At 38.2% G+C, this 16,010-nt stretch carries 13 protein-coding genes; 4 read left to right on the forward strand and 9 right to left on the reverse strand.

All coding sequences use genetic code 11. The annotated features are described in order from the left end of the window. Positions 1-123 precede the first annotated feature (123 nt). The 6 genes from DL897_RS09590 to metK form a co-directional block, all read right to left on the reverse strand. Positions 124-399, reverse strand: coding sequence for an HU family DNA-binding protein (locus DL897_RS09590; RefSeq protein ID WP_113658921.1), 276 nt, complete (start codon positions 397-399; stop codon positions 124-126). Between the two features lie 119 nt (positions 400-518). Then, positions 519-1,244 carry a ComF family protein gene (locus tag DL897_RS09595; RefSeq protein ID WP_113658922.1) on the reverse strand — a complete coding sequence of 242 codons (726 nt, stop codon included), beginning with the start codon at positions 1,242-1,244 and terminating at the stop codon, positions 519-521. Next, entirely contained in the window at positions 1,241-2,917 is a 1,677-nt protein-coding gene (locus DL897_RS09600) for a DEAD/DEAH box helicase (RefSeq protein ID WP_240627356.1), read from the reverse strand. Before DL897_RS09600 ends, DL897_RS09595 begins: the two co-directional genes overlap by 4 nt. A gap of 167 nt (positions 2,918-3,084) precedes the next feature. After that, positions 3,085-3,516, reverse strand: coding sequence for a hypothetical protein (locus DL897_RS09605; RefSeq protein WP_113658924.1), 432 nt, complete (start codon positions 3,514-3,516; stop codon positions 3,085-3,087). 81 nt (positions 3,517-3,597) lie between these two features. After that, positions 3,598-4,329 (reverse strand): LuxR C-terminal-related transcriptional regulator, encoded by a 732-nt coding sequence (locus DL897_RS09610; RefSeq protein WP_240627347.1) that lies wholly within the window; start codon positions 4,327-4,329, stop codon positions 3,598-3,600. A 305-nt stretch (positions 4,330-4,634) separates the two neighbouring features. Beyond that, on the reverse strand, positions 4,635-5,840 hold the full coding sequence (gene metK / locus DL897_RS09615; RefSeq protein WP_113658925.1) for a methionine adenosyltransferase: 1,206 nt from the start codon (positions 5,838-5,840) through the stop codon (positions 4,635-4,637). Between the two features lie 640 nt (positions 5,841-6,480). Here metK and DL897_RS09620 point away from each other — a divergent pair. After that, positions 6,481-8,262: an LCP family protein gene (locus tag DL897_RS09620; RefSeq protein ID WP_113658926.1), complete on the forward strand. Its 1,782-nt coding sequence runs from the start codon at positions 6,481-6,483 to the stop codon at positions 8,260-8,262. A 62-nt stretch (positions 8,263-8,324) separates the two neighbouring features. Continuing rightward, positions 8,325-8,963: a YigZ family protein gene (locus DL897_RS09625; RefSeq protein WP_113658927.1), complete on the forward strand. Its 639-nt coding sequence runs from the start codon at positions 8,325-8,327 to the stop codon at positions 8,961-8,963. On the opposite strand, the gene DL897_RS09630 is transcribed toward DL897_RS09625, so the two are convergent. Together DL897_RS09630 and DL897_RS09635 are read right to left on the reverse strand one after the other, a co-directional pair. Continuing rightward, positions 8,960-10,381 carry a sensor histidine kinase gene (locus tag DL897_RS09630; RefSeq protein WP_113658928.1) on the reverse strand — a complete coding sequence of 474 codons (1,422 nt, stop codon included), beginning with the start codon at positions 10,379-10,381 and terminating at the stop codon, positions 8,960-8,962. The two genes, DL897_RS09625 and DL897_RS09630, sit on opposite strands and share 4 nt — an antisense overlap. Next, the gene (locus DL897_RS09635; RefSeq protein ID WP_113658929.1) at positions 10,357-11,052 is read right to left on the reverse strand and encodes a response regulator transcription factor; all 696 of its coding nucleotides are present in this window, start codon (positions 11,050-11,052) and stop codon (positions 10,357-10,359) included. Before DL897_RS09635 ends, DL897_RS09630 begins: the two co-directional genes overlap by 25 nt. 177 nt (positions 11,053-11,229) lie before the next feature. Between DL897_RS09635 and DL897_RS09640 the strand changes: the two genes are divergently transcribed. Then, on the forward strand, positions 11,230-11,988 hold the full coding sequence (locus DL897_RS09640) for an ABC transporter ATP-binding protein (protein WP_113658930.1): 759 nt from the start codon (positions 11,230-11,232) through the stop codon (positions 11,986-11,988). Next, complete coding sequence (locus DL897_RS09645; protein ID WP_113658931.1) at positions 11,985-14,567, forward strand: ABC transporter permease; 2,583 nt, start codon at positions 11,985-11,987, stop codon at positions 14,565-14,567. Before DL897_RS09640 ends, DL897_RS09645 begins: the two co-directional genes overlap by 4 nt. Positions 14,568-14,641: 74 nt before the next feature. Here the strand turns inward: DL897_RS09645 and DL897_RS09650 are convergent, their stop codons facing one another. After that, positions 14,642-16,006 (reverse strand): PTS transporter subunit EIIC, encoded by a 1,365-nt coding sequence (locus tag DL897_RS09650; RefSeq protein ID WP_113658932.1) that lies wholly within the window; start codon positions 16,004-16,006, stop codon positions 14,642-14,644. Positions 16,007-16,010: the final 4 nt, after the last annotated feature.

A 16,010-nucleotide genomic window follows, 5' to 3' on the forward strand; every position in this document is an offset into this window, starting at 1 on the left:
ATGAAATTATTTTTATATTATCTACTATTTTGCGAACACAAATCCTTCCTTTTAAACCTATTTTATCCATAAAAAGAAGTGATTCCAGACTGACTGGAACCACTTCTTTTTACCATTTTATCTTTATGTATTGACTGCTTCTTTAAGCTGCTTACCAGGCTTAAATGATGGAACTTTACTGGCCTCAATATGTATTTTTTCTCCAGTTTGAGGATTTCGACCAGATCTTGCCGCTCGTTCACGCACTTCAAAATTCCCAAAGCCAATCAACGTTACCTTTTCTCCATTTTTTAATGCATCAGCAATGGATTGAAAAACAGTATCCACTACCAGTGCTGCTTCTTTTTTAGTTTTCCCAGTACTTTCAGCAACTTTCTCTATTAAATCCGTTTTATTCATTCAATTCTTCTGCTACAAAACATGGTAGCAGAAATGCACCTCCTATTTAGACTAGTTTGTTAATTTAAAGTCTTGACTACTTTTTCTCTATCTATACATTTGTTTAGATAGAAATGACTTTACCTAGCAAAAGTAATTGTATAAACTTGCTTAACTCCAATCTCACTAAGTGGCTTTACACACTCACGTAATGTTGAGCCTGTAGTATATACATCATCGACAAGTAATACACACTGTCTACTTAACCAAGTTGAATCAAATTCTTCATTTAAGATAAAAGCATGTTGTAAAGCCTGGAGTCTTTCTTTGCGGCTTCGTTGACTTTGGGAAGAAGTTTCTCTTCTTCGAATCAATAATTTTTGAACAGGAAGTCTTAACTGCCTTCCCATCACTTGGGCCAGAAGCTCTGCTTGATTAAACCCTCTTTGTTTTAAGCGGTTTTCATGCAAAGGTACGTACGTAATTAGAGAAAAAGGGACAGAGCGATAATATTGAAAGCAGACTTCAGCCATCCAACGCCCTAAAGGAACTGCCAGACGCTCCTGTCCCCGATACTTAAAAATTTGAATAATTTTCTTAGCTTGGCCTTGATAAAGTACTACACTGCGATTGGGCGTAAATGTCGATGAATCTATTTGGCTACAATCTAAACAGGCTGGGTTTTCCTCTTCTACCATGGGTCTTCCACATTTCTGACAGACTGAGCCATTGATTCGCATAAAATGCTCTTGACAAGTAAAGCATATTTGCTTCCAAATGCACGCAAAAGGAAGTGAACGAATTGGCGTGGAACAAAACCAGCATGGCTTTGACAAAGGAAAGAGAGTCGACCACCACCTCCTCATTGGTAATACGCCTCTTTTCTAATAAATCCTTCTTTTTTTGCTAATCGATTTAGATAAGTAATCTGTTTCTTTGCTTGTAGCTGTCCTTCTGTGCGTTCAGTAGCTAAAAACCAAACTTCGCCATATGGATATGTTGATGATCGACCAACACGCCCTGCCATTTGTATTAGTGCGGCTTGATCAAATAGAAGGTTATCTGCACCTAGTACCATAACAAAACACTTAGGAACAGTTACACCTCTTTCTAAAATGGTGGTTGTAACCAAGCAATCAAGCTCAACATTTCGGAACCTTCGAATTACTTCCTCACGGTTAGACATCTGACTGTAAACTCCTGCCATCGCTAAATGCCCATGACCATTTTCCCGAATCCATTCCAATACTTGCTTTACTCTTCTAATCTCTGGAACAAAAATAAGAGCTTGTCCTTGATAAGTTATAACCTGTTTGATGAAATGATTAAAGGGGGTAATAGGCTTTCTATTTTCAATCTTATCCCAGAGCCTCCTTTCTTGGATCAGTTTTGGAACGGGTAATGGATGACCATGATAACGAGCTGAAAGAGTAGCAGATGGAAGTTTTCCTGAACGGCTCCACTCTAGCCATTGACGTGGAGGAGTCGCTGTTAGTAAAATCATTTTTCCACCCGTAGATAAAGCTCGTTCAATCCCTTTTTCTAAAGCTATATTTTGGTATAGTGGGAATGCATCCACCTCGTCAACTATTATCAAATCAAATGCTTGAAAATAACGCCAAAGCTGGTGTGCAGTCGCTATTACAATGTCACCTTCCATCCATAAGTCTGAACTTCCACCATACAACGCCAGTACTCTTTCTTGTGGAAATATTCGCTTTATACGTGGCTGTAATTCATGAACAACATCTTTGCGTGGTGTTACCCAACATATCTTTTTCCCCTCGCTCCGTATTTGAGCTATCACGGGTACCATCATTTCTGTTTTCCCAGCCCCTGTTACTGCCCATAAAAGAAATTGTTTTTCTTCGCTTTGGGTAAACGATAAAATTTGCTCACACACTTTTTGCTGAGCAGCAGTAAGTGAAAGTGGTTTAACACTGATTAGTTTTTCTTTTTTTATAGAAGATGGAGCAAAGAGGAAGAAAGGAGTACATGTACGTGATCGTCCTAACCATATACATTGCTCACACATCGAACATTGCTTACCACAAGTAGCACAGTCCGTCATTCGCAAATATTTTCGATCTGACATACAGCGATGGCATGTCCAACGATATATAACATCGTTACATGTGACACCTGGTTTTATTTCCATTCTGTTCTCTAGATATAACAGTTGCAAAATGGGTAATAATGTTAACTTTATATTGATTATATTCTTTTTATGTAGAAATGAGATTAATTCTGACCAGAGTAGAGCACGTCCTTGCAACAAGTTAAATAATTTTTCTGCTTCCTGCTCGAGACTTGACCAAGATAAAAAGAGTTGATGATACTTTGATAAAGCAACTGGCTTTTTACCATTCATGATATATTGGTCTTTTCTATTTTGAATCCATGAATAAGCTTCTCCGATTGATGATGTAGAAAACAAAATAGCAATATCAGCCCCTCTTTTTCTCCAATAAACTCGATCTACCTCAATACAGAGACTAAGATAAAGCTGATTACTTTCAATAACTTGGTAGACAAACATCTCCAAAACATCTCACTCCCTGTTCAAGAACATAAGATATAAATCATTAAAATACTAGATCAAAGCTTTATATGGTCAAAGTAAATGAACCCCATAGCCATAAGAACAACATATATCAGCACTAAAAAGGTCAGGCATCTATACTTGATGCCTGACCTTGTCGTCTTTTATGCAAGATATCTTTCTTCAGATTTATCCATATCTCTTAAATCTATCACTAAAATCTTACCTTTTCCTTTTTGTTGTGATTGAATCCAGTCTGAAATTGCATCTTCAGCGGTTGCATCGATTTTTACAATGCGAAGACCTGGATATTTTCGCTTTAATTTTTGCAAAATCACTAATGTATCATCAAGTGAACCCATATCTAAACAAGTAATTTGACCTGGTTTCCCACGAAAACGGTTCCAGAAATAATATGACCAGATAACACGTTCAATCGACTGTTGATTATTCCCAGTGATGATAACCAAGTGATCTGCTTTATTGCGATACGCTTTTCCAAATCTCTTTCCTAAGTATTTTAAAAGAAGATGGACGATGTATAGCAGTAAAATACCGCCTATCACAAATCCCAAAAAGAGTACCCACTGTTCCATTAGGGCCCCTCCTTTTATTTCCTTTAATCATATGCAAGTGAATAAAGAAGGTGAACATATATCAATTACATATCCTTTACCCTAAATCAGTGGTACCCAACCGTATTTAATCGCAAATAGAACTGCTTGGGTACGGTCTCGAACATTTAATTTATACAAAATCTTACTTACATGGTTTTTTACAGTCTTTTCGCTAATTTCTAATTGTTCGCTTATCAAACGATTATTTTTTCCTTGTGACATCAAACGAAGTACTTCCATTTCACGATAGGTTAAAATTTCTCGCCATGAAAACGGTGATACTCTTTCGTACTTTCCATTTTCTCTGCTTAGCCTTCTAAATTCGTTCACCAATCTTCCCATCATGATCGGATGAATATAAACTCCACCGTAAGCAAGTACTCGAATTGCTTCCATTACATGTTTGTCATCTATATTTTTTAATAAATATCCTGTAGCGCCAGATCGAATTGTTTCCAACACATATGGATCATCTTGTCGGGATAGGATAAGCACCTTAGTTTGAGGAGTCATTTGGCAAATTCGAAAAGTGACTTCTACACTATTCATGTTGGGTAAATGTAAATCCATCACCACGATGTGTGGCATATGCAGTTTACACAATCGCGGGACATCTAATCCTTCACTACACTCCCCAACCACCACCATATCTTTCTCTAATCCAATGGCTGCTCTAACCTTTGTACGATAATTCAAATCAGAATCAGCAATTAGTATACGGATCAATGTTTTTGTATAAACATGGTGTTGGCTTGGATGATCGTCGTTCACCTCTATATGACTCTCAACCAAGGCATCCACCTCTTTTCCTTAAAATTGCAAATAGACATACCTCTTATTATATTTTATCATGTCAATTCAGTGTTTAAAATAGGAAAAATGCCCTTTTGAACTACAATAGTCCTTAATTATTCCATAGAAAGTACCATTCTTGAGACACCCCTAGGGTCGAAAAGTTGATCCTATACTGAAACGATTTGTGTGTCTTCATATATTGATGATTGAGATAGGAACATACTTTTTATAAAAAAACGTCGGGCATTCGGAATATCTTCCGAGTACCCGACATCCATCTAAATTCCCCTAATCCTTAGGAATTATAACTCACCAGCTTCTTGCTTAAGTACTTCTGCTTTATCCGTTTTCTCCCAAGGCAAGTCAATATCTGTTCGGCCAAAGTGACCATATGCAGCCGTTTGACGATAGATAGGACGACGTAAATCTAACTCACGAATAATACCAGCTGGACGTAGGTCAAAATGCTTCTCAACCAGCTCAACTAATTTATCTTCGGATACCTTCCCTGTACCAAAAGTATCGACACGAATCGATACTGGACGCGCTACACCAATCGCATAAGCTAGCTGCACTTCACACTTTTCAGCAAGTCCAGCTGCGACAATATTTTTAGCTACATAACGTGCAGCATAAGCACCTGAGCGGTCTACTTTAGTCGGATCTTTTCCAGAGAATGCTCCACCACCATGTCGTGCATAACCACCATACGTATCGACAATGATTTTCCGACCTGTAAGCCCTGCATCACCTTGTGGTCCACCAATTACAAACCGGCCTGTTGGATTAATAAAGTACTTGGTATTTTCATCCAACATCTCTTCTGGAACAATGGGTAGAATGACATGTTGACGAATATCATTTTGAATTTGCTTTAGTTCAATATGATCAGCATGTTGTGTTGAAACGACGATAGCGTCAATTCGAATAGGACGATTTCCCTCATACTCGATAGTTACCTGTGTTTTACCATCGGGACGTAGATAATCAAGTGTACCATTTACACGTACTTCATGCAGACGACGTGCCAATCGATGTGCCAAGGAAATAGGGAGTGGCATTAATTCTTCCGTTTCATTGCAGGCGAAGCCAAACATGAGACCTTGATCCCCGGCACCAATCGTTTCGATCTCCTGATCATTCATTTTACCTTCTTTTTTTTCTAAGGCTTCATCGACACCCATCGCAATATCTGATGATTGTTCATCAATGGATGTTATCACAGCACATGTCTCTGAATCAAATCCGAATTTAGCACGGGTGTAACCAATATCCTTAATCGTGGAACGTACAATTTTTGGAATATCGACATAGCAGTTTGTAGATATTTCTCCGGCCACTAATACCAGTCCAGTGGTTACAGAAGTTTCACACGCTACACGTGCATTTGGATCTTTTGCTAAAATAGCATCTAAAATAGCATCCGAAATTTGGTCGCAAATTTTATCTGGATGACCAACGGTAACAGACTCTGATGTAAACAAAGAACGTTTATGATCTAACGCCATTTGTTTCTCCCCTTTCTTACCTACCATTAACAAAGAAAAAGCCTTTCCAAAAGAGGAAAGACCAAATTAAAATCCTCTGATACAAGCTAAAAGTTATTTAGTAAGCAATGTGCTCCCTATTCACCTTTTATATCAACAATAGAATACCCTAAAGCATTTAGAAAAACAACTATTTGCATGACTCACCACCAGATATCACCATTTCTATCTTCTTAGTAAATTAAACTATATATGATATAATATTTTTATATATATTGATGTGATATATGAAAAGTCTTTCATTCACTGCTCAAGTACTCCTAACCATCAATCTTAATTTACTCGTTTATGGCTAAAAAGGGTTGCTAACTTATCAAGTAAATATGTTTGGAAGTAAGTTCATTATCGTTGAGTGGATGAATATATCTATTGTATTAGGAAAAAATCGGCATTATATCAGTTTATTTCTGAATTGGTAAATCATTCAATCTAATTATCTGTTATTGTCATAAAATTTTCGAGCTAAATCAGTGGAACACTTCAACCAAAGATTAAAATAAGGTTAGTTGTAATATATATACACCTCCATATAAGATATTGATTTTTTAAGTTTATAAGTACAATATATAGTTATTTTGTTTAAGATGAAGGGAGGAAAAAAATGGGGAAAAAAAATAAAAAAAAGAAAAGAAAGCATCTATTAAAAAATTCCGCAATGAATAAGCCTAATATAGATTCTAAAGCAGATTCCAAGCCTTCTATCTCTACAACCGGAGAACTGAATGAACAAAAAGTCATTTCATCTGTAGAACACTTAACTCATACAGAATCTGAGATAGCCGTGGACGAATTAGAAGTTGACATAATCAATCATAAACAAATGGAGCCATCTCCAATTATCACAGATCTTTTAAACACAGATCAAGCAATAGACAAAAACACTGCTGAGCAAACTAAAGCAGCTAATGACGGGATGAAAAACAAAGAAGAAACAATTGTTGAAAAGGCGGTACCAATGAACGCAAAATCAGATGAAATATTGCAAGAAGAAGAAAAAGTAAGTACGGAAAGTTTAACATTAGTTAATGAAAGTGTAAAAGATAGTTATATACCAGATAAGAAAGATACGGTAGATTCTAGTTCTGAAGAGCAATCCCAGTCCGAAAATTCCATAGCTCCAAATCAAAATCTATCTATTGAAAAACTTAATGAAAACGCACAGGTCGAAGTCTCAGAGGAAATTCAACCGAAAGTAAAAAAAGAAGAAGAAGAGACGACTTCGCTCGATCAAACAACAAAGCCTACCAAGAAAAAGAGAAAACGAAAGTGGGTTATCCGGTCCGTTATCGCCGTTTTACTTGTTTTTCTTACTATAGGTATTTATGCTGGAAATCAAATTTTTGAAGCCATTGCTTTAGGTCATAACCTAATTGGCAAATCCAAGTTAAGGGAAAACGAAGTTGTCATTGATGAAACCCCATTCACAGTACTCTTACTCGGAACAGACCAACGTGGACATGAATCCAAAAATTGGCGCCCTGATGTGATTATGGTAGCAGCTGTCAATCCAAAAACAAAATCGATAAAGCTAATCAGCCTACCTCGTGACTTAAAAGTACGAATCTCAACCGGTGAAGTTAGTAAGTTAAATCACTCCTCACATATGGGCTATAAGCATAATTTAGACCCAGTACAAACCATTCGCGAAACCATCGAAAATTTCTTAAATGTCCCCATCGATTACTATGCTAAAATCAACTTTCAAGGATTTACCGATGTAGTAGATGCATTGGGCGGCGTAGATGTGGATGTAAAAAAACCTTTCTCTCAGGAGATGATCGGTGGTAAATGGGCTCATTTTAAACCAGGACCTACTCATCTAGACGGAGCACATGCCTTAGCATATGTACGAATGAGAAAACAAGATCCACTTGGTGATATGGCACGCAACGAACGACAACGTGAAGTGATTATGAAATTAATGGACAAGCTGGTTAGTGCCGATGCTCTGTTACAGTTTAATGATGTGGTAAAAGCAGTAGGAGCGAACTTTAGTCACAACTTTAGTACAGGGGATATTCCATCCTTAGCGAAAATCTATCAAATGTCGAAAGGAAATATTCAACGTTATCAATTTCGTTCCGAGGGAACTTGGATTAACGGCGGTTGGTATGAATTATGGTCCAATAGAGAAAGGGAAGAAGTTAGTTTTATCTTACAAAAACAATTAGACTATAAAGCTACTAAATCGCTAGAACCATCACCTCTCTCGGATTGGGAAGAAAAATTTGCTGCCATGCATGATAATGATCCAGAAAGCGTTTATCAAGATAATAAAGAGATCGAAAAAGACCTAAAACTCAACAAGGATCATATGACTCCTGATCAATCCAATTTAGATGGCAATGTAAAACAAAATGAAATATCTCAAACAGAAGAATAAGGAAAGGCTACCTAGCCTTTCCTTATTCTTTTATAATGACAATAGAAGAGGGTGGAAATTCTATGTCACAGTCATCTTATTTAACCATTGGTGATTATGGTGAAACTGAGATCATTATCCAAAAGTCCCGCTTTATCTGTCGGGCTAAGCATGTAAAATCGGAAGAAGAAGCAACCCACTTTGTTGGAGAAATCGCCAAAAAACATTGGGATGCCACACATAATTGCTATGCTTATATGATTACAGATACCAAACAAAAATCTTCAGATGATGGAGAGCCAGCCGGAACAGCTGGTAGACCCATTTTAGAAGTAATTCATGCGAAAGACTTATTATATACAGCCATTGTAGTCACTCGTTACTTTGGAGGAATTAAGCTAGGAGCCGGTGGGTTAGTTCGTGCTTATAGCCAAGGGGCTTCCGCTGCTATTTCTGCAGCCGGCATGGTAAAACGCCTACTCCATCAAGCTGTTACTTTATCTTTTGACTATCATTTTATGGGTAAAATGGAGTATGAACTACGCCAAACTGGATATATGTTAGACACACCACAATTTACTGATCATATTTGTTGGACTGTTTGGGTTCCGGCTGGCGAAGAAAATAAATTGACTGAACAAGTAACGAATTGGACGAATGGACAAGCACGTATTAAATATGAGGCAACTGAATACCGTGATGTACCGATCATAGCACCTTAATGGTGCTCTTTTTCTTTTAAAATAGGTAAAACACCCGTGAAGACAGCTCCTCCCTCTTCATCATTATAGGCTCTTAAATCGCCTCCATGAGACACAAAAACTCGCTTCGCAATCGTAAGTCCCAGTCCAGCTCCACCTGTTTTACGATTTCTCGATTTTTCTCCACGATAAAGTGGTGTAAATAGTTTAGGAATCTCCTTGGGATCAAGTCCTTTGCCAGTATTATGTATCCGAATAAAAGCAACATGTTTCTTGATATGAACACCGAGTTTAATTCGGCCACCTTTAGGAGTATGCTGCTGAGCATTATGTAGCAAATTATGCAACGCCCGAATGAGCCAAGTCGTATCTCCATTGATCCAGATCGTTTGCTTAGGATACTCTTCGATTAATTCGATTTCCTTCTGCTCGCTAGCAAAATGAAAGTCCTCTACACTTCGCTTAAGTATTGGCAATAATTCGATCCGATTCCATTCTGGCTTTTGCTCCAATAAGTCTAACTTCGTAAATAAGAACAGGTCAGAAATAAGCTGACCAAGTAGATCTGCTTTCTCTCGACAAATCGTTACATACTTTTCTAATCGCTCTGGGGTATGGGCAATTCCTGTTTGAATCCCTTCCAAATATCCGCGAATCGAAAAAAGTGGAGTACGTAAATCATGGATAATCGAAGAAATAAATAGTTTCCGCTCTTCTTCCATCTTCGCTTGCTGCTGAATCGAGTGAGTTAAGTCATTTCTCATCACATGAAAAGCTTGAATCACTTCGTTGATTTCTTTCACTCGTGTTCGTTTCAACTCAAAATCAAACTGTCGTTTCCCAATCCCTCTCGCTGCATCTCCAAGTTTTTGCAATGGGATAATTAGAGCACGATGGGTGAAGAAAGCAGCTATCGAAAAGCAGAAGATCATCAGGATTCCCCAAGAAAGAAGAGATAGTTCCTCTCGCTCATCAAAAAAAAGATCTTTTTCAGAAGAAACAAATTGATAATAGCCGTCTAATTGATACAGATGAAGAGTTCCTTTCACTTTTCCATCTTGCCAAATGTAATATTCTTCAGAAGTTCCTTTTGATACTCGATACTTCCCTGTTGTATAGGTATCTTTATAGTTAAGGGTAGAAAAAATGGTTCGTCCTTTTTCATCAAGCAGACGGACTGCCAATTGATGCTTTTGTAACTCGGGAATCAATTTTTTACGCCAATTTGGATCATTCCACGATGGATATTGCCTAATTAGTCGTTGATCAATCCAATCCTCCATATTGAAAAATTCCGTTGACTGAATGATCTGCTGATCAAATGCGTCCGATATTTGCCTCAAACTTACTATCGGAAATATGACACAAGCAACTAAAATTAAAATTAACCATTTCTTCGTTGATAAAGAAAACTCTATCCTCCTCGTGGTCCATTCCATTTATACCCCATCCCCCAAATTGTTTGAATATATTCCGGATCAGCCGGATTTTTCTCGATCTTATTACGAATCCGCGCAATATAAACACGTACGGTATGATGATCCGAATATACATCTCCCCATACTTGCTCTAGTAATTGATCATAGGTAAACACTTGCTGAGGATGTTGTAATAAGAAGGTTAACAAGGCGTATTCCTTCGCAGTAAACGGGACTTGTTCCCCCCGAATCCATACGTCATGAGCTTGTACATCTACTTCAATCTCTCCACTTGTTAGACGTGGTATCTTTTGTCGCTTTAGCTCCCCTTTGGTTCGCCGTAAGACTGCTTTAATCCGTGCCACTACCTCCCCAGGTGTGGCTGTTTTCACAATATAATCATCCGCTCCTAGACTTAATCCCCGAATCTTATCCGTGTCATGTTCACGTGCACTTAGAAAGAGGATGGGAAGATCACTTTCTTCACGAATTTGTCGACACAAAGAAAAGCCTGATTCACCCGGCATCATAATATCGAGAAGCATACAGTCAACCGAATGTCTATCTAAAAGCGATTTTGCCTGTATGGCATCCTCAGCCAGTAAAACAGTATAACCTTCTACTTCTAGGAAGTCTCGCATCAGTTCTACAATTTCTCTTTCATCATCCACAATTAGAATGGTTTCACTCATGGCAAACCCCTCAACTTTATGATTTTTCCCTATATATAACTCTAGCAAAAAGAAATAACCCAATAAAAATCATTACTACTATTTAATAAAGAATTGATACTTTATTGAGATTTTGCTCATAGGCTATTGAACTTTATCCTCTACCATTAAAAACAGTCAACGAAAGGGTGTGAGGAAATGAATGCGGTAATCCAAACCATTTCATTAAATAAAACCTATGGTAAAGGTATCAATCAGTTTCATGCACTAAAAGATATTCAACTATCCATCTATGAAGGTGAATTTGTAGCCATTATGGGAACCAGTGGTTCTGGAAAATCAACGTTACTTCATCTTTTGTCTGGACTGGATCAACCAACTACTGGTGAAGTTCTTTTTAATGGGAAGGCACTACATCGATTAAATGATAGTCAATTAACAGAGCTTCGTCGTGATCAAATCGGTTTTATCTTTCAATTTTTTCATCTCATTCCTGTTTTATCAGCTGAAGAAAATGTAACTTTACCTGCTATGCTAGCTGGGAAAACCAATCAACAACTCACCGTCAAAGCAAGACAACTACTCCAATTTATGGGGATTGGTCAGTTAGCGAAATCCCTACCATCACAAATGTCTGGAGGTCAACAACAACGTGTCGCTATCGCGCGATCCCTCATCAATGATCCGAAATTAATTCTCGCAGATGAACCAACAGGTAGCTTGGACTCTAAAACCAGCAAAGAGATTTTAACGATTTTACAGCGCTTTTGTGCAGAAAGAAATCATTCATTGGCCATGGTAACTCATGATCCACATGTAGCTGCGTATGCCGATCGAGTCATTTTTCTCCAAGATGGTCGAATCGTTTATGAACACACCTTTACTTCTGATCATCCACAAGCCAATGCTTCCTTTTTAATGAAGGTAGTTGAGGAGATCGGGGGTTCGATCTCATGAGGCAGTTAGTTTGGCGTTTTTTTTATGGATATAAAAAAAGAACGGGCTTTGCTATCCTTGGTGTTGCCTTAGCCATGATTATTTTAGTCATTTCACAAATTTTACTCGCTACCCTTGAACAGGCAAGTGAATTAGGAATCAAACAAAAGTATGGTAATTATGATCTAATGGTCGGGTACCAAAAGACGAAGCAATTCTTATCTGAGAGCGATATTGCAAAGATTAAGAGAATACCCCAAGTGAAAGAGATAGCTCCTTTCTACTATCCTTATATCGATGAGAATCCTATTTTTTTCGATGGCTCACCTATCCCTTTTATCTATATTGGAGTTAACAACAACCCATTAGCTAAAGAAATGGATTTAATAAAAAGAATCAAGCAGGGACAACTACCAAGAGCAGGCGAAGTAGTCTTATCCCTTCCTTATATGAAGAAGAAGGGATTACGTATAGGGGATTCAGTCAAGATACCCTTTGCAAGTCAGAAAAAGAAGAGACTAACTATCTCAGGTATTTTACATGTTACAGATGTCAATATTGCGCTATTTGATCTAGCATGGCTACAAGAAACCACCGCTAAACAAGGGCGTATAACCATGATGTTAGTTCAACTAACTGATTTAAAAAGTAAGGCTGCTGTTATTGAACAAATCCGTAACCAATTCCCTCGGATCCATATCGACAAACGAGATCTGATTGATAAAGAACGAGAAAACCTAGGCGGCTTAAAACCTGTCGTCTATGGGCTTAATGTTACCATTCTTATCGGCAGTGCACTTCTTATGATCACGATCTTACAAATGTCTCTTCACGAACGCAAAAAGGAATTAGCTACGATTCGCTTACTTGGCGGGAAGAAAAATCAATTGTTTCGCTTAGTCATTCATGAAGCGATTTTGGTGAGTACCTCAGGGAGTCTTCTTGGTCTAGGGGGTGGAGTCGGTCTTTCATTTTTACTTCAACAATCGCTAATGAAATGGATGGCTCTCCCTATAGTACCCATTGTAATCCCATGGACACTTATTCTTTTATCATTAATGGGGGGGATTCTCTTCATCACACTGGCATCACTGATCCCAGCTTACCGAAGTAGTCAAGTGCCACCTATGGTCGCTTTTCGGCAAGCTGCACCACAATCTCAAAAGCAGAAGCCAGTGATTAAGTGGGTCTCCCTGCTTTGTATCATTAGTTCAGTCACATTAACAATCTGGAACCTAATGCGTACGCCAAGTCAAACGATTTATTTAGTTAGTGGTCTTCTATTTACAATAGGGGTCTTTCTCGCAGTTTCTTGGATTCTTCCCTTATTGGTACGAGGAATTAGCTGGGTATTCCAATTAGTTCAATCCTCTGATCGCATTCTGTCCAGCCGAAATACGTTACGGCAGCTTCATCGTAGTACTCAACTTGCGAGTGTTCTGATGTTAGCCATCATTATCGGAAACGTTGGCTTAAGTATTCTTTATCTGTTAAAAGATGAACAAGAAAAGCAGCTCTCAGAAATATATCCGATGGAATATATTTTGGATGCCAATACTTCACATAGCGAAGCCGGATTTTCCGAACAGATTTATGACTCGATTGCTAAACTGCCTCATATGAAAGCATTCCCTTTATACAATCGTGGTCATTTTTCTACACAAAATCTAGACATCAAAAAAATCAAGAAAGAGAAACTATCCCTTTTTCCTGAGAATGGTAGCTATCAAACACTGGTTAGCTTAATCGGATCGGACCTAGAAACTATTTATAAACAGTTACCTTTTCGTATTATATCTGGACAGATTAATTCATCTGCTCTAAAACAAAATGGTGTCGTGATTACGAAAACATTTTCCGAACTGACAGGTTATAAGCTAGGGGATCCAATAGCTCTAAAAGAAGATACACAGCTCAAATGGGGAGACGGTCCTCCTAAACGAATCACTCTAAAAATAGTCGGGATTATCGATCCATATCCTTTTGCGCCCAAAGACGACCTTCTACTCATTACCCATACGGACATCACTAAGAAAATCTTCGGAATCTCTACGATTGACAAAATTTACTTTGATGTAACTAAATCATCGGCTAAAAAAGAGATCGAAAAACAAATCAATCAAAAACTTAAAGATCCTTCTTTATCCAAAGCAATTCTAACGAGCCGAACGGAGGAATTTGGCAAGTTTATTGAGCAATATAAGCAGCGGTTATGGCTTTTAGGGGCCGCTGTATCACTGATTGCGCTATTTTCTCTTTTAGGTCTACTTAATAATACAGCCAGTAGCTTACAAGAACGACGAGCTGAATTTGCAGTGTTGAGAGCCTTAGGGGGGAAACGTAGGCAGGTCTTGCGACTCATCCTGTGGGAAGGTATCTTAGTTACCACTGCCGGAGGATTCCTCGGAATGATTGTCAGTATCTTCTTAGGAGCTCATCTCATCGCTGCCTTAGACAAAACGTTATGGGATTTCCCAATAACAGGAAGCCTTTATTGCCTTGCTTTTAGCCCGATTATCGGTCTAATCGCAAATTTTATACCTGCTTTTTCAACAGTAAATGGAAAAATTAGCAGGAATCTGACAACTGATGCAGAATAATGTATTATACCAGCTCTTATCGTCAAGACCAATACCCCATGTACTTTATGTACTGGGGTATTGGTCTTTTATCATTATTCTTTAAATTCACTTGCCATCTCATCGTTAAAACCAAAGAAATAGGTAAAGACAAAACCAGCGAGATATGCAATAAGCACGCCTATTAAATAATAAACAATCTGTTCAGTATGAACTAGAAACGTGAGTGGTAGTCCAGATACACCGACAGAAATCGTAGCTACTTTAAAAAAGGCCTGAAATGCTCCTCCTACTCCTGCACCTAAACATGCTGTTAAAAAAGGTCTTCCTAAAGGTAATGTCACTCCAAATATTAGCGGTTCCCCAATTCCTAACATTCCAGCTGGTAAAGCTCCTCCCACTGCTCGTTTAAGTCGCTTCTTCTTCGTTTTCACATAAATTGCCAAGGCTGCACCAACTTGTCCTGCTCCGCTCATGGCTAGAATCGGCAATAGAGGATCATCTCCGATTTGATTAATGAGTTCCAAATGAACAGGGGTTAATCCTTGATGTAATCCAGTTACAACAAGAGGTAAAAAAGTAGCTCCTAAAATAAAACCTGCAATAATCCCGCCAATATCTAAAATTTGCAATAATAATTTGGTGATTCCATCAGAGATCCAACCTCCGAGTGGCATAAAAACAAGATAAGTAAATAATCCTGTAATCAACAAAGAAAGGGTTGGTGTAAACACAATATCAATGGAGGCAGGCATTCGCTTTCGAATTAGCCGTTCCATATAAGCTATAAAAATAGCTGCAATCATTACGCCAATCAGTCCACCCCGTCCAGGAACGAGTTTCTGGCCAAACAGAGTTACTTCTGCAATAGCTGGGTTTATGATCAAGGCTCCTGCTAACCCACCCAAAGCCGGAGAACCCCCAAACTCCTTGGCTGTATTGATCCCGACAAAGATCGCTAAGTAGACAAATAAACCTCCACCGATCAGGGTAAGTATTTGAGCTAGTTCCGTTTTTTCATTTAACCATCCTGCTTGGATTGCTGCTTTGGTCATTCCTGTTATAAGCCCTGATGCAACCAGTGCTGGAATAAGCGGAATGAAGATACTAGCGATTTTTTTTAATATCTGATGGAATGAAGTTTCGCTTTTTGCTCTCGCTTCTTTTTTTAACTCTTTGGCTCTTTCTTTTAGCTGGGTGCTCTCCTCTTCTTTTAATAACTTCCCAAATGCAGTAGCAACTTTATTTACCTTTCCTGGACCAATGACTATTTGAAGGGTGTCCGCTTCAATTACTCCTAATACTCCATCAATTTGCTTTAGTTTTTTTTGATCTATTTGTTTATCGTCTATGGTTTTGACGCGTAAACGAGTCATACAATGGGTATAAGATTCAATATTACTTGCTCCACCCAATACCTCTAATATCTCACTAGCTAACCTTTTTATATCATCGGACACGCCG

This window comes from Thermoflavimicrobium daqui, assembly GCF_003313465.1.
Classification (GTDB): Bacteria; Bacillota; Bacilli; order Thermoactinomycetales; family Thermoactinomycetaceae; genus Thermoflavimicrobium; species Thermoflavimicrobium daqui.

What these genes read in the sequence shown, in the direction of transcription:
- DL897_RS09590 (WP_113658921.1), bottom strand. Translation starts at nt 399, where the DNA reads ATGAATAAAACGGATTTAATAGAGAAAGTTGCTGAAAGTACTGGGAAA.
- DL897_RS09595 (WP_113658922.1), bottom strand. Translation starts at nt 1,244, where the DNA reads ATGAGGAGGTGGTGGTCGACTCTCTTTCCTTTGTCAAAGCCATGCTGG.
- DL897_RS09600 (WP_240627356.1), bottom strand. Translation starts at nt 2,917, where the DNA reads ATGTTTGTCTACCAAGTTATTGAAAGTAATCAGCTTTATCTTAGTCTC.
- DL897_RS09605 (WP_113658924.1), bottom strand. Translation starts at nt 3,516, where the DNA reads ATGGAACAGTGGGTACTCTTTTTGGGATTTGTGATAGGCGGTATTTTA.
- metK (WP_113658925.1), bottom strand. Translation starts at nt 5,840, where the DNA reads ATGGCGTTAGATCATAAACGTTCTTTGTTTACATCAGAGTCTGTTACC.
- DL897_RS09620 (WP_113658926.1), top strand. Translation starts at nt 6,481, where the DNA reads ATGGGGAAAAAAAATAAAAAAAAGAAAAGAAAGCATCTATTAAAAAAT.
- DL897_RS09625 (WP_113658927.1), top strand. Translation starts at nt 8,325, where the DNA reads ATGTCACAGTCATCTTATTTAACCATTGGTGATTATGGTGAAACTGAG.
- DL897_RS09630 (WP_113658928.1), bottom strand. Translation starts at nt 10,381, where the DNA reads ATGGAATGGACCACGAGGAGGATAGAGTTTTCTTTATCAACGAAGAAA.
- DL897_RS09635 (WP_113658929.1), bottom strand. Translation starts at nt 11,052, where the DNA reads ATGAGTGAAACCATTCTAATTGTGGATGATGAAAGAGAAATTGTAGAA.
- DL897_RS09640 (WP_113658930.1), top strand. Translation starts at nt 11,230, where the DNA reads ATGAATGCGGTAATCCAAACCATTTCATTAAATAAAACCTATGGTAAA.
- DL897_RS09645 (WP_113658931.1), top strand. Translation starts at nt 11,985, where the DNA reads ATGAGGCAGTTAGTTTGGCGTTTTTTTTATGGATATAAAAAAAGAACG.